This window comes from Desulfobulbaceae bacterium DB1 (genome assembly GCA_001914235.1).
Taxonomy (GTDB): Bacteria; Desulfobacterota; Desulfobulbia; order Desulfobulbales; family SURF-16; genus DB1.
Map to the genome: position 1 here is coordinate 23,003 of MQUF01000026.1, position 24,346 is coordinate 47,348.

Consider the following 24,346-nt stretch of genomic DNA (forward strand, 5'->3'; position numbering starts at 1 on the left):
TTGATAAGTTTTTCAGCGTAAATTATCACAAACTTAAACAAAACCTAATCTTACTAAAAAATATAATTAAATTAATCTGTTATATCATTTATCCACATTATAACAGATTTAATAACAATAAAGTATTTTTTAAAATATCTTATTTTTTTAAACTTCCTTGGTTGAAAAACCACCTTCCACCCAATCCATTTAAAAAGGTTATCTATGTCTCTTGTTCTTAATATTGCTCGGGAAGATTTATTGTCGGCACTCGCAGCTATGCAGAATGTAACGGGAAAAACAGGAACAATGGCTATTTTATCCAATGTCCTGTTGCGCAGCAAAGCTGATTTTCTGGAATTGACCGGAACCGATCTTGAGATAGGGATACGCCTGGACATACCGGCGGAAATTCTTTCCCCGGGAAAATTGACCTTGCCGGCAAAAAAACTTTTTGAAATTGTCCGGGAATCAAATTCCTCTCATATTCATCTGGAGGAAAGGGAAAATAACTGGGTTAGAATCACGGCGGACAGCAGTGATTACAATATGGCCGGAATGGCCGCGGAGGAATTTCCTTCTTTCCCCGAGTATGATGAAGATTTTTTGATCAAGGTCAATTCCGATGATATCAGAGATCTTATCGAAAAAACCATTTTTTCCGTTGCCTCAGATACGGAAAGCAATTTCACCCTGACCGGCGTTCTGGTTGAAAAAGAGCAAGAGGACACTAAAAACTTTCTTCGCATGGTTTCTTCCGACGGTCACCGGCTTTCCTTGATGAAAAAAGAGATTGAAGGCGATATCTCCCGTTTTCATCTGGAAAAAACAACCCTTATTCCCAGGAAGGGTGTGCAGGAAATAAAAAAATTCTGTGAAAATTTCAAAGAGGTGTTGCTTGGTTTTGAAGAAAAGCAGGCAGTGCTGAAAAGCAAAAATGCAATTCTTATCATTCGCCTCATGAATGGGGATTTCCCCAATTTCAGAAATCTTCTTAAGATAATAAACAAAGATAATTTTATTGAAATAAAAAGACTCACACTTCTCAATGCCATGAAACGAATGAATCTTTTTACCGAAGATCGATTCAATGTCGTCAAATGCGTGATGGAAAACAATGAAATAATCCTGAGTTCCCAAAGCATGGATTTAGGCAATGCCAAGGAAAACCATCCGATCAACTACACGGGCGAACCACTGAAGCTTGGATTTAACGGCAGATATTTCATAGATACGCTGCAGGTGATGACAGCGGAAGATGTGAAAATTTTTATTTCCGGAAAAGATAAGCCATGCATGATATATTCGGAAAACGAACCTGATTTTATAAGTATCATCATGCCGATGGAAATATGAAAACGCGTTAAATTTTGTTTCACTATTAAATCAGAAATACCGGTTTCGAGGGAAAAATTTTGACAGAACAACAAAACGATTATGGTGCGGAACAGATAAAGGTTCTATCCGGACTGGAAGGGGTAAGGAAAAGACCTTCCATGTATATCGGCAATACGGGTGAAGGCGGTCTTCACCATCTGGTTTATGAGGTTGTCGACAACAGTATTGATGAAGCCCTGGCAGGACATTGTAACCGGATAAAGGTCACATTTCAACTTGACGGTTCGGTTTCGGTTGAAGACAACGGCAGGGGTATTCCCGTTGAAATGCATCCGACGGAAGGCGTTTCCGCACTCGAACTTGTTCTCTGCACCCTGCACGCCGGAGGAAAATTCGATCATTCCTCCTACAAGGTTTCAGGTGGTCTGCACGGTGTCGGTGTTTCCGTGGTGAACGCCTTGAGTATCAAGACAAAGGCACAGATAAAGAGAAACGGTTTTATTTACGAGCAGACATATCGGTACGGCATAAAAGAATCGGAAGTTCAGGTTGTGGGAGAAACAACCTTGAGCGGCACAACCATCACCTTCTTGCCTGATCCGGAAATATTTACCGAAACAACGGAATATAAATATGAGATCATTCAAGCCCGCCTGCGCGAACTCGCATTTCTGAACAAGGGAGTTAAAATCCTGCTCAAGGATGACCGCAGCGGGGCGGAGGATGAATTTCATTACAAGGGCGGCATTGTTTCCTATGTGGAGTATCTCAATAGAAAACGCACCCCGATCAATGAAAATCCGATCTTTTTCAGCGGTGAAAAAGAAGATGTTCAGGTGGAAATAGCTTTCCAGTATTATGACGGCTATTCAGAGCGGTTGTTTTCTTTTGTCAACAATATCCCCACCAAGGAAGGCGGCACCCATGTCACCGGGTTTCGCGGCGCGCTGACCAAATGCATCAACCGCTATGCCACCGACGATATTGTCCCGAAAAATCTGCGTGAAAAAATGGGCGGCGACGATGTCCGGGAAGGACTGACCTGTGTGATTTCCGTGCGGGTTCCCAATCCGCAGTTTGAAGGACAAACCAAAACAAAACTCGGCAACAGCGAAGTAAAATCCATTGTCGAGTCAATCTGTAATGAAAAACTGACCATTTTTTTGGAAAAAAATCCCCAGGAGGCGAAAAAGATACTCGCCAAGGCGGTGGATGCCGCCAGGGCCCGCGAAGCAGCCAGGCGCGCCAAGGAACTGACCCGCAAAAAAGGTTCCGGCATTGATCTGCTGATGGCCGGCAAACTTGCGGAATGCCAGTCAAAGATTCCCCAGGAAAGGGAAATTTTTCTGGTGGAGGGTGATTCCGCCGGCGGCAGCGCCAAACAGGGGCGCGACCGCGCTTTTCAGGCTATCCTGCCGCTGCGCGGCAAGATCATGAACGTGGAAAAGGCCCGGTTCGATAAAATACTGGCAAGCGAAGAGATTAAGCAGATCATTGCCGCCCTGGGAACCGGGGTGGGAGCGGATGATTTTGAAGAGGACAAACTGCGTTATCATAAGGTCATCATCATGACCGACGCAGATGTTGACGGAGCCCATATCCGTACCCTGCTGCTCACCTTTTTTTACCGGCAGATGCCGCTTCTGGTGGAAAAGGGCCATGTTTATATTGCCCAGCCCCCCCTGTATCGCCTGGGAAAAGGCAAGAAAGAAACGTTTTTCAGCGGCGAGGAAGATCTGAATATCTTTCTCTTTCAGCAGGCCAGCGCCAACATGAAGATACGGCTCAACGGTGAAAAATTTATTGAAGAACAGGACGTTGTTCATGTACTGCGAAATTTATCCAACTACAAGAAGCTGACCGATTTTCTGCAGAGAATCAATGTCTGGGAAGATATTGTTTATTTTTTCCTGGAGCAGGGAATCCACACGGCGGATCAGTTCGCCGATCAGGAATTTGTTTCCCGGCTGCGGAACACATTACAGCTGGACGGAAATCTTGTTCTCGGTAATTTACGGCCGTGTCGCTGGAAAACGAGCTGCTATGAATTCGATGCGGCGGTGAAGGACAAGGCCCACATGTTTCTCACCGTGGGTCCGCAGATTCCCCTTATCTCCGAATATCGCTCGGCCATTTCCATCTTCCCCGCGGTGAAAGAGCTGTTGACCTCCCGTTTTACCCTGGTCACCGGTGAAAAAGATGTTGAGGTGGAAAACTGGCGGGAGCTGCTCGACAAGGTGAAGATGGAATCATTCAAGGGAAGCAGTCTGCAGCGGTATAAGGGTCTTGGCGAGATGAATCCCGTCCAGTTGTGGGACACCACCATGAACCCGCAAAACAGGGTTTTGCTGCAGGTAAAAATTGAAGATGCGGAAGGAGCGGATGATATTTTTACGACCCTGATGGGGGATAAGGTTGAACCACGAAGAGACTTTATCAACAGTCACGCCCTGGAAGTAACCGAACTCGACATATAGAGTGCTGATCCCTTTGGAGACGCCGGCAGTCCGAAATCACTCTTCAGGCTTCCGGCTTCTGATTTTCGCATCATATAAATTCTAATAAAAAGCGGTATCTATGACTGAAAACGAGGAAGTTTTATCACCAACGGTTTCCATCGAAAAAGAGATGAAAAAATCCTATCTCGATTACGCCATGAGCGTCATCATCGGGCGCGCTCTGCCCGATGTACGAGATGGGCTGAAACCGGTTCACCGCCGAGCGCTTTTCGCCATGCGGGAACTGAACAACTACCATAATCGGCCCTATCTGAAATCAGCCAGGATCGTCGGTGATATCATCGGTAAGTACCATCCCCATGGCGATATGGCCGCCTATGACACCATTGTCAGAATGGCCCAGGATTTCTCCATGCGTTACCCGCTGGTGGACGGTCAGGGCAACTTCGGTTCGGTGGACGGTGATTCCGCCGCCGCCATGCGATATACCGAGGCCAGGATGACCAAGCTGGATCAGGAAATAATCGCTGATCTGGAAAAAGATACGGTCGACTTTATCCCTAATTACGATAACTCGTTAAGCGAGCCGGTTGTTTTCCCGGCCAAGATACCGAATCTGCTCATCAACGGCTCTTCCGGTATCGCCGTCGGCATGGCAACCAATATCCCGCCGCACAACCTGAAAGAGGTGATTGACGGGCTCATTGCCATGATTGATGATCCGCTCATCACGGTGAACGGGCTGATGGACTACATCACCGGGCCTGATTTTCCCACCGGCGGGTTTATCTGCGGCAGGGCCGGTATCCGCGAGGCGTATGAAACAGGACGCGGCAGTGTGCTGATGCGGGCCAGAAGTCATATCGAAGGGAGCAAAAAGGCAAACCGCGAGTCGATTGTCATCACCGAGATTCCCTATCAGCAGAATAAGGCGAAACTGGTGGAAAAAATTGCTTTGCTGATCAAGGAAAAAAGGATTGAGTCAATTGCCGAAATCCGCGATGAATCGGACCGCGAAGGCATGCGCATCGTTCTTGATCTGAAAAAAGATGAAAACGCCGAGGTGGTGCTCAATCAGCTGTACATCATGACCCCCCTGCAGAAAAGTTTCGGCATTATCTTTTTAAGCATCGTCAACGCCAAGCCGGAAGTTCTCAACCTGCGGCAGATTCTCGAATATTTCCTGCTGCACCGGAAAACCGTGGTTTATCGGCGCACCAATTTTGAATTGAAAAAAGCCGAGGCCCGGGCCCACATCCTGGAGGGTCTGCAGGTTGCCCTCAACAACATGGACGAAGTGGTGTCGCTGATCAGGGCATCGGCCAATCCCCAGGAAGCGAAGCAGGGCCTGATGGAACGGTTTTCTCTCACCGAGATTCAGGCGCAGTCAATTCTTGATATGCGTCTGCAGAAGCTGACCGGCCTGGAAAGGGAAAAAATTCTAAACGAACTGGCCGAGCTGCTGGAAAAAATCGCCTGGTATAAAAAGGTGCTGGCCGACGAAAGCCTGGTCATGAGTATTATCCGCGACGAGTTCGTTGAAATCAGGGAGCAGTATGGCGATGAGCGGCGGACCGAGATCATCGACGCGCCGGATGAAATTCTGCCGGAAGACATGATCCAGCAGGAAGACATGGTGGTGACCGTCACCCACGGCGGCTATATCAAGAGAAATTCAGTGGATCTTTATCGTTCCCAGCGCCGCGGCGGCAAGGGAATCAAGGGAATTACCGCGGTTGAGGAGGATTTTGTCAACAATCTCTATCTCGCTTCCACCCATGACACCTTTCTCTTCTTCACCAACCACGGTAAGGTGTTCTGGCGCAAGGTGTATGAGATTCCCCTGGCCAGCCGCATTGCCCGGGGCAAGGCCATCGTCAACCTGCTTGAATTGTCGGATGATGAGAAGGTTGCCGCGATTCTCCCGGTGCAGAATTTCGACTGTTCAATGGCCCAGTGCTATGTGATGATGGTCACCAAAAAGGGAATTATCAAGAAAACCGTGCTTGCCGAATTCGCCCGACCCATCCGGCGAGGCAAGATCGCGCTGACCATCAGGGAAGACGATGAGATCATCAGCGCCGCCTTGACCGACGGTGAATCGGATATTCTGCTTGTTTCCCGCAACGGCATGGCGGTGCGCTTTCATGAAGACGATGTGCGCGGCATGGGAAGAATGGCTAGCGGGGTGCGCGGCATTAACCTGGCTGAAAATGACCATGTGGTGGCGGCGGTGGTCATCAACCGGGAGCATACCATTCTCGTGGTGACGGAAAACGGCTACGGCAAGCGAAGCCCGGTTGAGGAATACCGGCTGACCAGAAGGGGCGGCAAGGGCGTTTTTGCCATCAAGCCCAGCGAACGCAACGGCAAAATCGTCGGCGCCTGCCAGCTTACCGGCGAGGACGAGATCATGCTCATCACCGATGGCGGCAAAATCATCCGCATGGATATGAGCGCGATGCGGGTCATCGGTCGCGCCACCCAGGGGGTGAGGTTGATCAACCTCGAAGCCGGGGAAAAAGTGGTGGCCATGGACATGGTGCCGGCCTCCGAGGCCGGGGACGATGAAGACGATGCGGAAGTGGAAGAAACGAACGGATGAATACGACCTCCGGCCAAGAGATAGCGGTTATCGGCGCAGGCAGCTGGGGCACCGCCCTGGCAAAGCTGCTGGCTGAAAAGGGCTATGCGGTCCATCTCTGGGCGCATCGGCCCGAGCATGCCGCGGCGATCAACCGCGACCATGAGAACGGAAAATATCTGCCCGGTTTCTCGTTGCCTGCCGGGATCACGGCAGGCAGTGATCTCGCGGAGGTGGTCAGCGGTAAGGGGTTTGTTCTCATGGTGGTCCCTTCCCATGTCTATCGTTCGGTCTTTTCCCGGGTTCTTGCCGCGCTGCGGGACGATGCCCTCGTTGTTTCCGCCACCAAGGGCATTGAGAATGAAAGCCTGATGACCATGAGTCAGGTGATGGCCGACGAGCTGTCCCGCTCCGGGAAAAAGGCGGCCATCGGCGTCCTGACCGGGCCTTCCTTTGCACGGGAGGTGGCGGCCGGCATGCCGGCCGCGGTCACCGTGGCGGCGGAAAATAAAGAAGTTGCCGCCCTGATCCAGACCGTCTTTTTCACAGAACGGCTGCGGGTCTATACCAGTACCGATCTCATCGGTCAGGAGCTGGGCGCGGCGCTGAAAAATATTGTCGCCATTGCCGCCGGGATCTGCGATGGTCTCGGCTACGGCACCAATACCAGGGCCGCGCTCATCACCAGGGGCCTTGCCGAGATCACCAGGCTGGGGGTGAAGATGGGGGCCAATCCTCTCACCTTTTCCGGACTCGGCGGCCTGGGAGATCTGGTGCTCACCTGTACCGGCGATTTAAGCCGCAACCGGACGGTGGGGCTCAAGCTCGGCCAGGGGAAAAAACTCACGGAAATCCTGGCTGAGATGGAAATGGTGGCCGAAGGGGTGAAAACCACCAGGTCGGCCTGGAAGCTGGCGCAACGGGAAGGGGTGGACATGCCCATTCTCGAGCAGATCCACAAGGTGCTTTACGAAGACAAATCCTGTCGGGATGCGGTGATGTCGCTTCTTACCCGTGATCAGAAACAGGAGATGGAGTTCTGATGTTTTTTCCCTGGCGTGTCTTGCTTTTATAATCTTCATTTTTCATCGTTCCCACGCTCCAGCGTGGGAACGCATTCTTGGGCGCTCCAGCGCCCCGTATCGTTCAGCACCATGAATCAATGCCGATTAACCCAGGCTGCCCGAGATAATTCCGCGCACTCGAATAGCGCCACTGCTCCGGCAAATCCACATAGCCGCGCTTCACCGGATTGCGGTGGATATAGTCCAGCTTTTCCCGCATCACGGTTTCACTGAATACCATTTCGGCGTGGCTTCCTTCCTGCCAGAATTGATATTCCCGATCACGCTTGTGCGCCAGTTTTGCGAATCGCAGCCGCGCCAACAGTCGCTCCGCCTTGCGCGCTTCCAGCAACTCGATGAGCCGGGCAGCGGTGTACGACTTGAAACTGCTCAAGCATTTATCCAAACGCGGTGCCTGGGCCACAAAATGCAGATGATTTTCCAGGATCACATAACCGAAAAGCCGCAAGCCATCGTGCTGGCGCTGGTGCGTCCAGCTATCGAGGAGGATTTGCACCGCATCGGGGCGGGTAAACACGGGTAACCACTCCACCACGGTGCAAGTCAAAAAATGCGGCTTGTCCAGCTCCAGGATGACGTATCGGCTTCTGCTCATGGCCTGGCGCTATGTCGGGACGCTGGAGCGTCTTAGGCTGCATTCCCACGCTGGAGCGTGGGAACGATCGAACATGGCATCATATTTCTTATCTTCATCACTCATGCAAATTTTCTTTTACATACATAACAATAAGGGTGGCCTGCCGTGCCATCCCTACTTGTAGCGTCAGCACCGTAGACTTTCTCGCAGTCAGATTGACCCGCTAGTTGGGCTTATTAAGGTGTACTGCCGCACCTCGTTCGGGAAAACCGCCTTGAACTTGAGTAAGTTCTGAACCGTCCAATTCTTGATATCGGCGAGCGTTTCGGAATCGGCATTGATGTCTCCATCTCGATAGGCCGCAATACGACAGGCTCGACGGTTCTTCAGTTTTTCCCAGTTGAGATCTAGACCGAGGGCGCCCTCTATCTCTTGCTTTCGCTGCTGAAGGAACTCGAAGAGTTGCTCGTTCTTGGTCTTGTCACCGCAGTCAATGTACAGCTCAACCCTTACTCGGCCACCTTGCGCGAAGGAAGTCGAATATGTATAGACCCTGGAATTTTCGGAAGCGAATGTGTACCAGTTCTGCGGTTGGCCCGCGCGGGCGTTTGTGAATTTATGGGCTTCGCGGAGCTCGTCGATCAAGCCCTGGAAGTAAGTGCGATAGCGTTCCTTGGTTTCGGAGGGTGCAGGCGCGATGTCCTGGGCGATTGAAGCCTCACTCGGCATCGACACAAGGGTAAGCACGAATGCAGGCTTGGACTCATCTATACGAATGGCAGAGGCTTTGACCGCGTACAGGCCCAGACTCTCCTTCAGGTTTTGGTTCAAGAAATCCATAGCAGACTTGTGCTCAGGGCGAATGGCCTCGGCGATCCAAACCACTGCTCCGGCACCAAGGACCGAGGCATAGGTGATGAGCTGACCGAGGTGCTTGTGGTCAGTGCCACCATACTGATTCTCGATGACCACGAGCTTGTTGGTTGAGAGATCGCGAGCAACGATATCGGCTGAAAAATCACCAGCCGAAGCTTCTGTGGCCTCAAGCTCAAGGTCCATACCCAACTTCTCGCCCAATACATCCAAGTGTTCGGCAAGCCACGGGGTAAAGTGTGTGGCCTCACCCGACCAGAGTTCTTTCAAGGCTACTTGATGAATCGTTCCAAGGTCCAAAGATACCTCCTGTTCTGTAGAGTAACAAGTAATTATACAGATGATCAGTATATCGCACTTCTACAAACAAACTTACTTCCTGATCTTTTTCACCATGGTTACTAAAAAATAGACCATGCCGGTCAGAATAATGATGGTGGCTCCCGCGGGAAAATCGGGCTGATAACTGATCGCCAGCCCACCGGTTGTGCAGAAAAGACAGAGTACCACGGCCGCCACCATCATCTGCCACAGCCGCCGCACCATCTGCCCGGCCGCGGCGGCGGGCAGGGTCAGCATGGCAACCACCATGACGATGCCCACCACCTGAACCAGCAGCACCACGGTAAGTGCGATCATGAGCAGCAGAAGCATTTCAAAAAGATCGACCTTCACCCCGCTTATCCTGGCAAACTCCCCGTCAAAACAGATGGCGATCAGCTTGTTGTAAAAGAGCAGCACAACAGCGATAATAATCAGGTCAAGGGCGCCGATGAGCAGCAGATCCTTTTGGGAGACCATGAGAATATCGCCGAAAAGGTAACTCATCAGATCCTCGTTGTAGCCGCCGGTCTTGCTGATGAAAAAGATACCGATCGCCATGCCGATGGACCAGATGGCGCTTAAAACGGTGTCCTCCCGCTGGCTGGTGTAGCGTTTGACCACGGTGATGATGACGGCGGCAAGCAGGGCGGCCACCACCGCTCCCTGCAGGGGGGTGATGGAAAAACCATGCTCCTTCTGGAGATAACGGGCCACGCCCATGCCGCCCAGGGTGCAGTGGGAAATTGCCCCGGCAATGTATGTGATGCGCCGCACCGTGACATAGGAACCGATGATGCCGCAGGCGATGGACGACAGCACCCCGGCCAGAAAGGCATACTGGAGAAAGGTGTATGTCTGCAGATCCCTTATAAATTGACCCATGTGTGTCCTTTTTCCGAACAGCGGTGGTCGTGGCGGATGATGGCCAGATCCTTGCCGTAGATATCCTGAATATTGGTGCCGTCAATCGCGCTGGTGGGGTGGATATGCACCACCTTGTTGACGCAGACCACGGAGCCGACGTATTTGGAAACAAAACCGACATCATGGGAAACCACGAGAATGGTCAGTTTTTCGTTTAATTTGGCGAGCAGATTGTAAAGATTCCGTTCGGAGAAGCTGTCGACGTTGGCGGTGGGTTCGTCGAAAAAAAGCAGTTCGGCGCTGGAGGCAAGCGCCCTGGCAATCAGGGTGCGCTGGCGCTGGCCGCCGGACAGGTCGGCAAAAGCCATTGTCCGCTTGTCGTAGAGATCGACATCGCGCAGGGCATCAAGGGCATGCTGCTTGTCTTCCCTGGAGAAACGGCCGCCCCAGGACTTTCCCACCCGCCCCATCAACACCACGTCCAGCACGGAAACAGGGAAAAGCGGATCAAAAATCCGATGCTGGGGAACATAGCCGATGCGGCACGACGCCTTTTCCGGCGAGGTGCCGAGCACGGTGATGGTGCCGCTGTTCGGTGTGAGCAGGCCGAGCATGAGCCGCAGCAGGGTTGTTTTGCCGCCGCCGTTGGGGCCGACTATGCCGATCATGTCCTGTTCCTTGATGGTGAAGGTGACATTTTCCAGGATCTCATGGCTGTTGTAGGCAAAACTCATGTTTTTGATATCAATGACGGTTTTTTTCATAATGAACAATATTAACCACAAAAGAAGAGGGACACCAACAAGTTTATTTTCTCATTGTGAAAGGGGTCGCGGTCTGATTTAATGAGCACAAGAAGCGTGGGAAGCATCAATCCAACCTGAAACCGGGACGTTTTCAGAAAACTCTTTGTGGACATGGCATTGCAAAAAAAAATAAAACTGACAGGCACGGTCAAGGCGGCCGGTTGAGCGGCCAAAATAAGTCCGGGGGACCTGGACACTATTCTGTGCGGCTTGAATATCCCGACCGATCCCAATCTGATTGTCGGCACGGACGGCTGTGATGATGCCGGCGTCTATCGTTTGAATGACGAATGCGCCCTTATCCAGACGGTGGATTTTTTCACCCCCATTGTCGATGACCCCTACCGCTTCGGCCAGATCACCGCGGCCAACGCCTTGAGCGATGTCTATGCCATGGGAGGAAAACCGCTTCTCGCCATGAACCTGGTGGCCTTTCCCCTGGCGGATATGGACAAATCGGTGCTGAAGGACATTCTGCGCGGCGGCCTGGAAAAAATCACCGAGGCCGGAGCGCTCCTGGTCGGCGGCCACAGCATCGAGGACAAGGAGCTGAAATACGGACTTTCCGTCACCGGCCTGGTCCATCCGGACAAGGTGATGCTCAATTCCGGCGCACGTCCCGGCGATCTCTTGCTGCTGACCAAACCGCTCGGCACCGGCATTCTCTCCACCGCCATCAAGGGCGGGCTCGCCGCTGAAGAGGTTGAGGTGATGATCAGCGACTGCATGGCAACCTTGAACCGGGTGGCCGGCGAAGCCATGGCCGAGATAGGGGCGCACGGCTGCACGGATATCACCGGCTTTGGCCTCATCGGCCATCTGTTTGAAATGGCCCATGCCTCCGGGGTGACCATTGAAATCGACAGCACCGCCGTGCCGCTTTTGCCGGGGACGCTTGATTTCGCCGCCATGGGCATCATTCCCGAAGGCGCCCACAAGAACAAAAAATTTTATCAGAAATGGGTGGAGAACGGTCTGGAAGAGCTTGATCCGCTGGAGATGGTTTTTTATGACCCGCAAACCTCCGGCGGCCTGCTCATTGCCGGGGCCCCGGAACAGATCCGCGTCATTGCCGAGAGGATAGGGCGTGAGGGGAAATTGCCCTGTGCCGTTATCGGCACGGTGACGGCGGGAACGGCGGGGAAAATCGTGCTTCGTTAATTGGCTTGTCCTTGCCTTGCAAACGGCCGATACAGCGGGTCGCCGATCAACACCATTTTCCAGGAAAGATGGGGCAGGCTGAAAAAATAACTTTCCACCAGATTCCGGCCGGCGGTGAGAAAAGAAAAAAAGAGCTCCGGCGGTGGAAATGCATCGACATAGGGTTCTCCCACCGGTCCGATGGTGGCGGCCGCCCCTTTTTCCAGCATCATTTTGCACCAGACCCTGCTTCCCCGTTTTTTTAAGGTGGAGCATTCGCTGCTGGCAAGGTGATACCCCACCGCGCCCCTCTGCCAGGAAAAGGCGTCAATGTATTTGCCCAGGCTGTACCAGCCGCAATAAAGCGCCGTCAGGCGGATCGGTCCCGGCTGAAAAAGATCGCTTTTTTGGTCAACCACAACGTTTCCCACCACCCCGCTTCTACCGACAAGCTCCGCCGCCCGGTGGATGGAGCGGTCATACCAGGCGTACCTCGTGACCTCCTTTAATCCCGGATCCGGCCAGCGTGCGTCGAAATATGCCCCGCCCGTGAGGCCCTCCTTTTCCGCGACAAGGGAATCCTCAATTATTTTTTCGACAAGCGACGGGCTTGGGCCGTCGAGCCGACTGACCATCACCACGTCCTGTTGGTCAAAGAAGGCAAATCCAGGCGTTTCCCCTCGATAAAAAGGATTGGCCAGCCAATGGGACACCGGCTGGTTGAGCCGCACCAGGGTCAGTTCCGAATCCACCGAGGCGCGCATGTCGCTTGTTTTGGTCAGATAGCTGATTCGTTTTGTCAGTTCCGCAATACTGTTTTCAAACAAATCACCAGAGGTGCGAAGTGTTTCTTTTTTCTTCCTGAGTTGGGCGATGGTTTTTTCCCCATGCCGGCTCATTGCCGGCGAGGTGATGGCAAGCGGTACCCCATACATGGTGACCAGACATTTGATTGTTCCTGCTGGAGAAAATGAGGTTAAAAATTTGCGGACCGGAGCGGCGATCCGTTTCTCATAACTGCTGCGATCGCACTGTTCAGCCGGATCAAGAGTGATGGTGATGAGATTTTGCGCCGGAATACCCCGTTTTTCCATGTAGAACCGGGCAAGCCTGACACTGTCCCCGTTATTGTGGTTGGCGACAACGCCAATCTCGGCGGGACTCAGGGCGAGGCTGGAAGGGGTGAAGGGGAAAAAAGCGATACTTCCGCCGACAAAGACGAGAAAAGCGAGTATCCGGCGCACAATTACTTCCTGGCGTCAAGCACGATGGTGATCAGGCAATCAAGGAAAAAATAACGGCCGACGATAAAAAAGAGAATGCACAGACCGGCGGCGGCGGGAACGGTGATCAGCCAGGAGGTGCAAATCTTTTTTATCACTGATTTGTTGATACCGCCTAAACCGCGGGCCAGCCCAATGCCCATGATGGCGCCCACCAGGGTATGGGTGGTGGAAACAGGCAGACTCAGTCTGGTGCAGATGAGAACGGTGGCGGAGGCGGCGATATCGGCGGCTACGCCGCGGGAAGGGGTGATTTCCGTGATTTTGGTGCCCACGGTGGTCATGACCTTATGGCCATAGGTTGCCAAACCAAAGACAATGCCCGCGCCGCCGAGCACCAGGATGGAAAGGGGCACCCCCACCTTCATTTCCACCGTACCGTGCTGGATGATATGGGCAATGGCGGCAAAGGGACCGATGGCATTGGCCACATCGTTGGCGCCATGGGCAAAGGCCACGGAGCAGGAACTGATGATCACCAGCGGCACATATATTTTTTCCACCTCCTCAAGCTGCCTGGAGAGGGACAGTTTTTCCTTGCCCTTCAGGTGACTGCTGATCCAGATGCTGGAAAAGGCGGCACAGAAGAGGCCGAAGAGGATGGAAACGATGACGGCGTTGGTGCCGGAGAGCCACTCGATTCCGTCGATGACATGGTTGAGCCCCTTGTAAATGGTGGCCAGGCTGACCACGGTAATAAGGAGAAAGACGATGGGTGGCGAATAAAACCGGGCCGCCTCGGCCGGGCGCTCGCGTCCCAGAATAGCCTTGGTGATAAAGGTAAAAAGCAGAAAACCCATAATGCCGCCGACCAGGGGAGAAATAAACCAGCTGGCGACAATCTGGCTCATCTTGTTCCAGTTGACCGAATTCCAGCCCGCGGCGACAATACCGAAGCCCGCCACCGCGCCGACAATGGAGTGGGTAGTGGAAACCGGCATGCCGGCCCAGGTGGCGAAATGGAGCCAGAAAGCGGCGCAGAGCAGGGCGGCGGTCATGCCGATAATCACCAGGGCGGCGGCTTCTCCCTCGCGCAGGCCGGGCAGGGCGGCGATGGTGCCGGGGTTGACGATGCCCTGGCGTACCGTTTCCGTCACGCTTGAGCCGACCAGTACGGCGCCGGCGAACTCGCAGATGCCGGCGGCGATGATTGCCTGTTTGATGGTCAGTGCCTGGGAACCGACGGCATCGGCCATGGAATTGGCCACATCGTTTGCCCCGATGGTCCAGGCCATGTAAAAACCGATGAGACCGGTGAAAAGTATGATATAAACTTCCATGAGGAAACCTTTGTTAAGGGTCTGAAGGGAGGTGCGGCGTCGGGCTGCTTTTTTTACTTGGCAATCATCGCCCGGAGAAAGTCGCCAGCGTTTTCCGCCTCATTGGCGATGGAGCCTATTTTCAGCAGCATTTTTTCGTAGAAAAGAATATCAAGAACGCTTACCTTGCCTTCAAGCTGAAAGATATCGATGCTCAGATCACTGGCCAGCCGGTCGGCCTTCCATTCCTCCTTGCCCAGATCCTTGATCAGATCAAGGACCTGTTTTGCCTCGGCGCCGCCGAAGGAAACCTCGGCGAGATTTTTCAGCTCCACCGCGGCGGTCAGCAGGGTGCCGCTGACCTGGAACATCTGGTCGACCAGGGCAAAAAATTTGTCCTGGATATCCGGGTGCAGACGTGTCTTGCGAATCATGAGGATAACGGCAAAATCCTCCGCATAGTCAGCCATTTTTTCCTGGCACTCGAGGAAACCGTCCAGCTCCTGCCGGTCAACCGGCAGGAAATAACGCCTGGTCAGGTTTTCATGGATATCATGTTTGATCTTGTCCGCCTCGTGTTCTATGCTGGAAACCTTGTCCCGCAGTTCCCTGAGCAGCGGATAGTTTTCATAGGCCAGAGCCTCCATCAGGGGTTTGATCATTTCCACGCATTCGTGGACCTTTTTGGCATGCAGAACGATCGGGCCAAAAGGTGATTTGCGAAACAGGTTCTGGATAATCGCCATGTTTTTCTCCTCTGCGCGTTTACAAAAAGAAGCCATTGCATTAAAGATGGCTTCGGATGATTTGATGTGGTGTGACGGGTGGGTCATTTTTAAATCAGGGACAAATTATCATGAAAAGCGCAGAAAACTCAAGTAATGAATCATGGTTATCTCTTCCTTCCCATGGCGGCTTTCTCCAGATGGACGTTCAAGCCGGCCTTCCCGGGAAAAACATGGAGGCGGTAAAAGGGGCTCTTGCCCGGCTGGACCCACCGGAAGGATCCCTCATTGTCCTGCCTGAGCTTTGGTCGGCCGGTTTCGTTTATGAGGAGCTGGAAGTCCATGCGGCAATGACCGATGCCATGCTGGCGGCTCTCTCCGAGCTGGCGGCGCGCCACCGCATATGTCTGGCGGGTTCCCTGCCGGAAAAGAAAATTGTGGACGGCAGGACCTGTTATTATAATACCCTGTATTTTTGCGGACCGGGCGGCCTGCTCGGGTCGTACCGCAAACAGCAGCTCTTTGGCCCCATGGCGGAAGAGCGTCACTTTACCGCCGGTGACAGTCCATTGCCGGTGGTGACCCCTTGGGGCGTTGCGGCCGGGCTGGTTTGTTTTGATCTCCGCTTCCCGCAGCTCGCGGCAAGCCAGGTGGCGCACGGGGCGGCCGTCATCGCGGTCAGCGCCCAGTGGCCGGCGGCAAGAATACACCATTGGCGCATTCTCCTCCAGGCCCGGGCCATCGAAAACCAGGTTTATGTTATCGGCTGCAACCGCTGCGGAATGACGGACAATACGGCTTTCGGCGGCCATTCCATGATCGTCGCGCCGGACGGCTCGATACTGGCCGAGGCGGGCGAGGAGATGGAAAACGGCCTGGCCCCGCTTGACCCCCTTCTTTTCCAGGCAATCCGCAAAAGATTTCAGACAGGGGGGCATACCCCCTACCGATTTCAGGACAGGGACAAGATCTGCGATCTGCCCGACCTTCTGGAAAAGGTGGGCCGTTACCGGCGATGCGGCAGAAGGATGGTTTTTACCAACGGTTGTTTCGATATTCTTCATGAAGGGCATGTCACCTATCTGGAAGCGGCACGCAGGCAGGGTGATTACCTGGTGGTGGGACTTAACAGCGATGCCTCGATTTCCGCCATCAAAGGGCCGGAACGGCCGGTCAACCGTGAAACAAGCCGGGCCCGTTTGCTGGCGGCCCTTGGCTGTGTTGATCATGTTGTTTTGTTTTCCGACCTGACGCCGCACTCGCTTATTACCTCCCTCATGCCGGATGTGCTGGTGAAGGGATCAGATTGGCCGGTGGAAAAAATCGTCGGCGCCCACGAGGTGTTGGCGGCCGGCGGCGAGGTGAAGACCATCGAGCTGGTGGCTGATTTTTCCACCAGCGGACTCATCAAAAAAATCAGGAATCTGTGACGGGCCCGAAAAAAAAGGCCTGTTGATTGAAGTTGAAAAAGTCAGGTTTTTGAGCTATCAGTAATGATGAATGACCGGACAAAGGGGGACGGTCGGGGATATGACACCCCCGCTAAGATTTCATGGTCCCGGTCTGAAAATGATGATCACAAAAGGAGGAACATCATGAAAAAAACAGCTTTTATGCTTTGCATGCTCTTGTTCGTTTTTTCCTGGGCGGGCACGGGTTTCGCCTTTGACGACCTCAAGGTGGAGACGCCCGGTCAGAAGGGAAAACTCACCTTTCAAACGCTTCATGAAGGCAAGGTGCTGGTTTCCGTCTTAAATGAAGAGGGAGATGCCATCCTTGGTTTGCAAAAGGAAGATTTTCTCATCACCCAGGGGCCGAAAAAGGCGGAAATCATCTCGGTGGAAGATGTCGCGGAACAACGGGACATCGGTTTGAATATCGTTCTGGTGGTGGACAATTCCTATTCCATGAAATTACGCAAGGCCGTCAATCCGGTGCTTGCCGCGCTTGATGAATTCCTTTCCCTGGTGCGGCCCATTGATGATGTCCACATCATCACCTTTGCCGACCCGAAAAGCGGACGGGAGAGGGTTTCCTCCACCGCCACCCGGGGCAGTGATCCCACCACGCTCGGTCTGACCCTCAAGGACAGCTACAGCGATCCCACCGACGGCACCTACCTCTATGAAGCCATGCTGAAAGGCATTGAAGTCGTTAAATCAATGCCGGAAAAGAGCCAGAAGTTCATGGTTGTTTTTTCGGACGGCGAGGACATCAACAGTATCATCAAGAGTCAGGAGGTACAGTTCGCCGCTCGTGGTCTCAAGAATTTCGTGACCTATGCGGTGGATTACATGGACCGGCCCGGTCTTGATCCCTTTCTCCAGTCCTTTGCCGAAGGCACCGGCGGGAAAATCCGCAAGGCCCATTCAGCGGATGATTTTCTTTCCATTTTTCAAGAGTTTTCCACCACGATTTTCCACCGGTATGCGGTTACCTTTCGTTTTCTCAATCCGCCCAGCGGAACCCTGACCATTGAACCCGCGGTCGTCAACCTCGAAGAGGTGACCATGGTGGACAGCTCTCCCCTGTTGAATTATATCTACTTTGACACCGGAAAAAGCGACATTCCCGAAAGATACGTCACCTTTACCCGTTCCGAGGAGACCAAGGATTTTGCCGAGGAAAAGCTCACCGGCACCATGGAGAAGTATCACCATGTGCTGAATGTTATCGGCAAACGTCTGGCGATGAATCCGGATGCCAGGATAAGCATTGTCGGTTATAACTCCAATACCGGCGAGGAAAAAGGACAGATCACCCTGTCACGGAGCCGGGCTGATGCGGTTTTATCCTATTTTCGTTATGTCTGGGGCATTGATCCGGCCCGGATGGAAGCCAAGGCGCGCAATCTTCCCGAGGTGCCCAGCACCAGCCGGATCCCGGAAGGGGTGGCGGAAAACCAGCGGGTTGAGATCCATTCCGACCATCCCGCCATTCTCGATACCATCAAAAGCACCTATACGGTGGAGCAGTGCGATACCAAGGTGATAAAGGTTATCCCGGCAATCCAGGGTGAAACCGCCATTTCGAGCTGGAACTTCAAGCTGCTGGGCGGTGACGAGGTGCTGGTGACCAAGGAAGGAACCGGAAATCCGCCGGCGGAATTTTCCTTTGACATTGAGTCGCTCGGCATGCGCAAGATTGCCGCGCTTGGACAATTCAGCGCCGAGATCAGTGTGACCGACAATGAGGGCAACGTCTTCTGGACATCGACAACGGCGCCGACCACCATCAATTTCCTCAAACGGGAAGAGCGCATTGCCCAGAAGCTTGAATCCAAGGTGGTTGAGAAATACGGTTTGATCCTCTTTGAATATGACCGGGCCCAGGTCAAAGGAAGAAATCAGATTATCGTCAACCGGGTTATCAACAGAATGGCGGTCTTATCGTCACCCTTGATGCAGATTACCGGTCACACCGATATCATCGGCACCGAAGAGTATAACATTGAGCTGTCCAAGCGGCGGGCCGCCGCTGTTTACGGTTCCATGATTGAAACCGGGCTGGCTGTCGGGCCGCAGATCTCCCATGAGGGTGTCGGGCCCAATGATCCCCCCTATGACAACACGTTGCCGGAAGGCAGGGCATTGAATCGGACCGTGCTTATCACCATTCAGTATACGGAATAGTTTTTTCTCATTACATCAATCGGAGACCGGGCGGCCTTTTGTTCACCGCCCGGTCTCCGGTTCTCAGCAAACGGCCGGAACCGAGCCATCACTCGGGGGGGCGGATTTTTCCCCAGTCATCCATCAGTTCTTCTCCGGCAAGTTCCAGATCACGGGCAAATTCCAGCAAGGTTTCCAGGCTGCAGTTGATGCACGACGCTTCACCATCTTCAGTGACGCATTTCGTTTCATGGGCAAGGAAAGAGATCAGGGCGGCGGAGACTTTCCGGCGTACCTGGCTGATTTCCAGGTTTTCTTTTTCCGCGAAAAGTTTCATGCGCTGCCAGTTAACGGCACTTCGCTGCAATCCCCGGTAAATCCTTTTTCTTCTGTTTTCCGGGGTCAGATCCCGGAGAATAATGGTCTGGTAACGATTGATGACCGCCTTCTTCAGCGGCAGCAGATCTTTCGGGCGCAAGGTGAGTCCCGGTCCGTCCGGATCCCCGCAGAGAAAATAGAGGGAACCGTGCAGCGCTACTTCAGGCATTTCGCCTGAATCTTCTATGATAAAGGCTTCATCTTCCAGGTAGATATCCAGAGGGTTCATTGTCGTGGCTGCACGGAAAAATATTTTTAATTTGCGGGTGAGTATCAGGCGTTTCGTGGCCTCGTGTCAGGGATTTATGACGCAGATTTACCATAAAAAGGCGTACCTTTTCCAGCTCTTTCCCCCATGTGCGCAACCGGAGCGGGACGGCGGCGAGGATTTTTTTTGTGCCGTATTATTATTTTTTAAAGAATATGGCAGGTTATACCGATGGTTACGGTTACAGAAAGAGTGAAACCCTGTCTTTTCCGGCCGGGAGTTTCGCATACCCCATATGATGAAGAACGCCAGACAAAGGAAAGACAATGATTTCCGTTAAATCCATTGCCCTTATGATGATTTTTCTTCTCGCCCTTGCCGCTGGGAAGTGCTTGGCTTATGAACCCTTTGAAGACAATAATCCACCGCCTTATCAAAAACCGGCAAACATTCTTGAGCCGGGTGCGGCATCGAGCGGGGAAGCCGGCGAAATGAAACGGATGCTGGAGGGTCTGGCGAAGGAGCTGATCGTCAACCTGGGGGATGATGATCCTCTTGGCGCAGGCGTGGCCGACGGCCTGCTGGTTTGCACCTTTGTCGACATTAATAAGTTGTACCGGACATCGTCTTTCGGCCGTTATGTGGCCGTCCAGTTGATGAATGAGTTCCAGCGTAATTTCTATCCCGTCATCGATATGCGGAAAAGTCTCAGCATCATGGTTCAGGAAAAGCGGGGAGAGTTCGGTCTTTCGCGGGACCCGGAAGAGATTCCGGCCGCTCACGCGGCAGGAGCCGTGCTTACCGGCACCTACCTCGTGGGGGAAAGTGAAATCATCGTCAACGCGGAAATTGTGGACAATAAAAGGGCCAGACTGCTGTCCAGCGGGACGCTTATCCTGCCGCGTAATGCTTTGAATAATCTGATGTTGAAAGACTCCGCTTCCATTCGCAAGGATTCGGATTCGGAGAGCGTCATTTATATGAAAAAACTTGAACTGTGATGATAAAGATGAAAGAATTTACCGGGAAGAAAACGGTTTTCCAGACAATGGGGAGAAAAAAATGAAGGATCTGATGAAAAAAGCGGCGCTTTGCGGTGCTCTGATGATGCTTGGTATTTTTTTGGCGGCAGGGGGTGATGTCGCGGCAGACAGCAATGATCCGGATGACCCATCTCTTGCTGCGGCACGGAACAGATCATACCCCAGCGCCTATCTCCATCTTGAAGAAGATGAAGCAGCGGAGGCCATGGGGAAAAAGGATGCCGTGCGTACCGCCCCTTCTCCCCGTTACCGAATCTATCAATACATGCCGGAAAGTTCCCGCTCGCAGGGCACCGAGGGCCAGCTTTCCGATATTTCCAGGGAAGTGGCGGGAAAGGTCTACTATGAGTTGAAGGAGGATGGCGAAAAGAACTACACGGCGCGCATAGCTGTCGTGGCGGCGGTGCCTTTGTCCGATCTCAAACGGGAAACGGAATTCGGCCGTGTGCTGGCTGAATTCTTTTTGACCGATCTTGCCGATCGCGGCATCAAGGTGACCGAACTGCGTTTGGGAAAGGAAATCAATATCCTCGCCCAAACCGGCGAGTTTATCCTGTCCCGCAATATCGGCGAGCTTGCCAATGTTGCGCCGGAGCTTGATTATGTTGTCGTCTCCACATTTTCCAACACCAGGAAAACACTGATCGTTCAGGGCAGGCTGGTGAGCCTGCATGACGGGCTGATACAGTCATCCTGGCGTTACACCATGCCCTTGACCAGGGAGCTGCTTGCTTTGTTTCATGATGGGGAGCAGCCGTCGACCATTGCCGTGAAGGGAATGTGAAGAAGTAATTTCCGTGTTTGAGGAGAAAAAATGAAGAAAAAAGGGAAAGGCATATTCGGAATCACATCCTGGTGTCTGCTGTTTCTGGCCGGATGTACCGCCGGGCAGCCGGTCGCGGCGCCGGAAAGTAACGACGGCATGGCGTCGATGGGGCAAAGTCCGGTTGAGAGGCGCGTCAGTTATCTCAGATATTCAAATCTTTCCGAGCTTGTCACCGGGGTCTGTGATGATGCCGGCGAGGTTTTCAGGGGATTTTACGGGCCGGCCGATGTGGCCGTCTCTCCCTTTGCCGTTATCAGCGATTATCGGGTACGAAAAATGACCATGCTCGGCATAACCATGGCCGATCAGATGACCGCCATGATCAATAGTGCTCCTGCCGCCGGTTTTCGCGAGGGGGAACACTATGCCCAGACAATGGAAGGGGTGATCGAAGAGATGGACGGATATCTGCGGGTGCATATCAGCGGCAGAAATATCATGGGGGAACGGCGCGGCTATGTGGCCAATGTGGAAATGTCCGAACCGATTTACAGATTTCTGCATTCCTATGTGGAAAGTCACTGAAAAGAGAAAGGAAAGGCGCTGACCATGGCGGATGAAAAACAGAAGACTGCGGATATTGATGACTGGCTCGATGATCTGGATGATGCGGATGATTTTTCCGGGGAACTTGATCAGGACAATATTGATGCCCTGTTAAGCGGCAGCAGAGAGGCCGGCGCGGAAAACGAAGAAAAGGCCGCCTCTGACGACGAGGTGCCGGCCGAGCTTGATCAGGCGAATATTGACGCCCTGTTTGGTGAGATGTCCGATGATTCGAGCCGGGATGAGCCGGCCGCCGGAGAGCCGGGAGAGAGTCTGGAGCTTGATCAGGCGAATATTGACAGTCTGCTTAATGGCGGCGCCGATGCCCCGGCCCGGGAAGAAGCAATGCCGGCTCAAGCGGAGGAAAGCGGCGAGCTTGATCAGTCGGATATCGACATGCTGCTTGGCGGAGATGAAAAAACGGAATCAGAGGCCGACCCGCTCGGTCAGAGCAGCATTGATTCGCTGCTCGGCGGGGGCGCTCCGCCGCAGGGCGAGATGGCCGGCGGCATTGATGTGGATCAGGACGAGATTGATCAGCTCTTTGCCGGACTTGATGACGATGAAGGGGAGGTGGACGAGCCCTTTGAGTCGGATGACATGGACCTTGCCGATGTGCTGGAAAGTGGTGATGATTTTCTGGAACTCGGCGACGAGAAGGAACCTTCGATCGGAGGAATGACCATCGGCGGCGACAGGGAAGCGACAATGGCAACTATCCACTCCGACCAGGAAAAGGCGGAATCGGAGACGCAAGCGGAAAAAAAGGGCGGTTTTGCCTTTTTTCCGGAAGCCATCAATAAGGCGGTAGCCGGCGCCGTTGCCGCGTGTCTGGTGCTTGTTGCCGGGATCGGACTTTATTTTTTCCGATCTTCCGGACCGGAACCGCTGCCGCCCATCGGCGAACCGCTGGTCCAGGCGCCGGAGAGCGCCCCGCCCGCACGGAACTTTGTTCCGGTCGCAAGCGGCGGGCATTTCCAGATGCCGGTCGGTGGCGGAGAAGTTGCCGTTGTGCTGGCAGCCCGGGATGATGACAATGATCCCTTGACCTTCCAGGTCGCATCGCAGCCGCTGCATGGTCGCCTTTCCGGCGAGGCTCCGGCGCTGACCTATCTGCCGAACAAAGAGTTTCCCGGCGAGGACAGGTTTGAATTTGTGGCAAGCGACGGGAAGGATTCAAGCTGCCCGGCGTCTGTTGTCATCAGCGGGCCTAATCTGGCGCAACTGGCCGAGGAGGAGAAAAAGAAGGAAGAGGAGGCGCGCAAGAAAGCACTGGCCGCGGCAAAAACCGTTAAAGTGGCGAAAAAGAAGACATTGAATAAATCAAGAAGCACGAAGAGGGTGGCCCGGCCGGCTCCCCCGGCCAATATGCCCCCGGAAATCCGTATCTCCGGATTGGCCGACAGCTACCAGGTCGGTGAAACAGTGCTTGTTGACGCCAGTCAAACACGGGACGAGTCCAGGTCCAATGTCAGTTTCAGCTGGGATCAGTTATCGGGAACCCCGGTGGTCATTGAAAACCTCAATGACGAAGGATCCATTATTTCCTTTTCCACCCCTTCCTCTTTCAACACGGTTTCCGATCCGGGGCCGGTCCTGCGGTTGACCGCAGTGGATGAAACGGGAAAAACAGCGGTGAAGAACATTAAAATACGCGCCGTTTCCCGTCGTCGTACCGCTCTCTGGCATGGTGAAAATAGCGGAAGTGGTGGTAGTAATTCGCCCCTGTATGGCAGGGTGATTCCTTAAAAGCGGGGCTGTGCGTGATTTACCAGCGTTCCTTCAGGGAGGAAATCTTCTCCCTGTAGTCACCGTTGAAAACAGCGGAACCGGCGACAAAGATATTGGCGCCGGCTTGGGAAATGGCACCGATGGTCTCCGGGCTCACGCCGCCGTCGATCTCGATGCCGACTTTCAGCCCAAGCTGGTCGATACGCCCTTTTAATGCGCGGATTTTATCCAGGGTGGAGGGGATGAAGGACTGGCCGCCAAACCCGGGATTGACGCTCATCAGCATGACCAGATCGACATCTTCCAGAATATAGTCCAGGGTGGCAAGAGAGGTGGCGGGATTAAGCACGACCCCGGCTTTTTTGCCCAGTTTTTTTATCTGCTGCACCGTCCGGTGCAGATGGGGACAGGCCTCCACATGCACGGTGATCCAGTCCGCGCCGGCGGCGGCAAAGGTCTCTATGTATCTGTCCGCATCCTGGATCATCAGATGCACGTCCAGGGGATGCTTGCATATTTTCCGCACCGCCGCCACCACCGGCGGGCCGATGGTGATGTTGGGCACGAAGCAGCCGTCCATGACGTCGACATGAATGACATCCGCCCCGGCCTCGATCACCGCGTTTATCTCTTCGCCCAGACGGGCAAAGTCCGCGGACAATATGGAAGGTGCAATCATTTTGTTTTGCATCGCTGTTTTCCTTTGT

The 24,346-nt window shown here is 53.4% G+C and carries 21 protein-coding genes; 11 read left to right on the forward strand and 10 right to left on the reverse strand.

What is annotated here, in order from left to right; genetic code table 11:
- Positions 1-204 precede the first annotated feature (204 nt).
- From BM485_17445 to BM485_17460, 4 genes are all read left to right on the forward strand, one after another.
- Positions 205-1,335, forward strand: a complete 1,131-nt coding sequence (locus BM485_17445) for a DNA polymerase III subunit beta (protein ID OKY73606.1) — start codon at positions 205-207, stop codon at positions 1,333-1,335.
- Between the two features lie 59 nt (positions 1,336-1,394).
- Positions 1,395-3,794 (forward strand): DNA gyrase subunit B, encoded by a 2,400-nt coding sequence (locus BM485_17450; GenBank protein ID OKY73607.1) that lies wholly within the window; start codon positions 1,395-1,397, stop codon positions 3,792-3,794.
- A gap of 100 nt (positions 3,795-3,894) precedes the next feature.
- Positions 3,895-6,381: a DNA gyrase subunit A gene (locus BM485_17455; protein ID OKY73608.1), complete on the forward strand. Its 2,487-nt coding sequence runs from the start codon at positions 3,895-3,897 to the stop codon at positions 6,379-6,381.
- Complete coding sequence (locus BM485_17460; GenBank protein OKY73609.1) at positions 6,378-7,403, forward strand: glycerol-3-phosphate dehydrogenase; 1,026 nt, start codon at positions 6,378-6,380, stop codon at positions 7,401-7,403. The genes BM485_17455 and BM485_17460 overlap by 4 nt, the downstream gene beginning before the upstream one ends.
- A 103-nt stretch (positions 7,404-7,506) precedes the next feature.
- Here BM485_17460 and BM485_17465 read toward each other — a convergent pair whose 3' ends face one another.
- The 5 genes from BM485_17465 to BM485_17485 all read right to left on the reverse strand — a co-directional run bounded on the left by BM485_17465 (position 7,507) and on the right by BM485_17485 (position 11,086).
- Positions 7,507-8,040, reverse strand: a complete 534-nt coding sequence (locus tag BM485_17465; protein ID OKY73610.1) for a transposase — start codon at positions 8,038-8,040, stop codon at positions 7,507-7,509.
- Positions 8,041-8,232: 192 nt separating this feature from the next.
- Complete coding sequence (locus tag BM485_17470; GenBank protein ID OKY73611.1) at positions 8,233-9,195, reverse strand: hypothetical protein; 963 nt, start codon at positions 9,193-9,195, stop codon at positions 8,233-8,235.
- 72 nt (positions 9,196-9,267) lie between these two features.
- The gene (locus BM485_17475; GenBank protein OKY73612.1) at positions 9,268-10,101 is read right to left on the reverse strand and encodes a hypothetical protein; all 834 of its coding nucleotides are present in this window, start codon (positions 10,099-10,101) and stop codon (positions 9,268-9,270) included.
- Entirely contained in the window at positions 10,086-10,847 is a 762-nt protein-coding gene (locus tag BM485_17480; GenBank protein ID OKY73723.1) for an ABC transporter, read from the reverse strand. Before BM485_17480 ends, BM485_17475 begins: the two co-directional genes overlap by 16 nt.
- Before the next feature lie 11 nt (positions 10,848-10,858).
- Positions 10,859-11,086: a hypothetical protein gene (locus tag BM485_17485; protein ID OKY73613.1), complete on the reverse strand. Its 228-nt coding sequence runs from the start codon at positions 11,084-11,086 to the stop codon at positions 10,859-10,861.
- On the opposite strand from BM485_17485, the gene BM485_17490 reads away from it, so the two are divergent.
- On the forward strand, positions 11,064-12,050 hold the full coding sequence (locus BM485_17490) for a selenide, water dikinase SelD (protein OKY73614.1): 987 nt from the start codon (positions 11,064-11,066) through the stop codon (positions 12,048-12,050). The two genes, BM485_17485 and BM485_17490, sit on opposite strands and share 23 nt — an antisense overlap.
- Here BM485_17490 and BM485_17495 read toward each other — a convergent pair.
- The 3 genes from BM485_17495 to BM485_17505 are packed head-to-tail and all read right to left on the reverse strand — an operon-like array spanning position 12,047 to position 15,317.
- Positions 12,047-13,264, reverse strand: a complete 1,218-nt coding sequence (locus tag BM485_17495; GenBank protein ID OKY73724.1) for a hypothetical protein — start codon at positions 13,262-13,264, stop codon at positions 12,047-12,049. The genes BM485_17490 and BM485_17495 overlap by 4 nt on opposite strands.
- Positions 13,265-13,275: 11 nt before the next feature.
- The gene (locus tag BM485_17500) at positions 13,276-14,592 is read right to left on the reverse strand and encodes a hypothetical protein (GenBank protein ID OKY73615.1); all 1,317 of its coding nucleotides are present in this window, start codon (positions 14,590-14,592) and stop codon (positions 13,276-13,278) included.
- Between the two features lie 53 nt (positions 14,593-14,645).
- Positions 14,646-15,317, reverse strand: coding sequence for a TIGR00153 family protein (locus BM485_17505; protein ID OKY73616.1), 672 nt, complete (start codon positions 15,315-15,317; stop codon positions 14,646-14,648).
- A gap of 110 nt (positions 15,318-15,427) precedes the next feature.
- On the opposite strand from BM485_17505, the gene BM485_17510 reads away from it, so the two are divergent.
- Both BM485_17510 and BM485_17515 read left to right on the forward strand, forming a co-directional pair.
- Positions 15,428-16,726, forward strand: a complete 1,299-nt coding sequence (locus BM485_17510) for a hypothetical protein (GenBank protein ID OKY73617.1) — start codon at positions 15,428-15,430, stop codon at positions 16,724-16,726.
- A 165-nt stretch (positions 16,727-16,891) separates the two neighbouring features.
- The gene (locus BM485_17515; GenBank protein ID OKY73618.1) at positions 16,892-18,928 is read left to right on the forward strand and encodes a hypothetical protein; all 2,037 of its coding nucleotides are present in this window, start codon (positions 16,892-16,894) and stop codon (positions 18,926-18,928) included.
- 88 nt (positions 18,929-19,016) lie between these two features.
- Here the strand turns inward: BM485_17515 and BM485_17520 are convergent, their stop codons facing one another.
- Complete coding sequence (locus BM485_17520; GenBank protein OKY73619.1) at positions 19,017-19,514, reverse strand: hypothetical protein; 498 nt, start codon at positions 19,512-19,514, stop codon at positions 19,017-19,019.
- Between the two features lie 305 nt (positions 19,515-19,819).
- On the opposite strand from BM485_17520, the gene BM485_17525 reads away from it, so the two are divergent.
- From BM485_17525 to BM485_17540, 4 genes are read left to right on the forward strand one after another with little or no spacing between them, the layout of a single operon-like run.
- Positions 19,820-20,494 (forward strand): hypothetical protein, encoded by a 675-nt coding sequence (locus BM485_17525; protein OKY73620.1) that lies wholly within the window; start codon positions 19,820-19,822, stop codon positions 20,492-20,494.
- Positions 20,484-21,320: a hypothetical protein gene (locus BM485_17530; GenBank protein OKY73621.1), complete on the forward strand. Its 837-nt coding sequence runs from the start codon at positions 20,484-20,486 to the stop codon at positions 21,318-21,320. The genes BM485_17525 and BM485_17530 overlap by 11 nt, the downstream gene beginning before the upstream one ends.
- Positions 21,321-21,350: 30 nt before the next feature.
- Positions 21,351-21,887, forward strand: coding sequence for a hypothetical protein (locus BM485_17535; GenBank protein ID OKY73622.1), 537 nt, complete (start codon positions 21,351-21,353; stop codon positions 21,885-21,887).
- A gap of 24 nt (positions 21,888-21,911) precedes the next feature.
- Positions 21,912-23,657 carry a hypothetical protein gene (locus tag BM485_17540; protein OKY73623.1) on the forward strand — a complete coding sequence of 582 codons (1,746 nt, stop codon included), beginning with the start codon at positions 21,912-21,914 and terminating at the stop codon, positions 23,655-23,657.
- A 19-nt stretch (positions 23,658-23,676) separates the two neighbouring features.
- Here the strand turns inward: BM485_17540 and BM485_17545 are convergent, their stop codons facing one another.
- Entirely contained in the window at positions 23,677-24,330 is a 654-nt protein-coding gene (locus BM485_17545; protein OKY73624.1) for a ribulose-phosphate 3-epimerase, read from the reverse strand.
- Positions 24,331-24,346 lie beyond the last annotated feature (16 nt).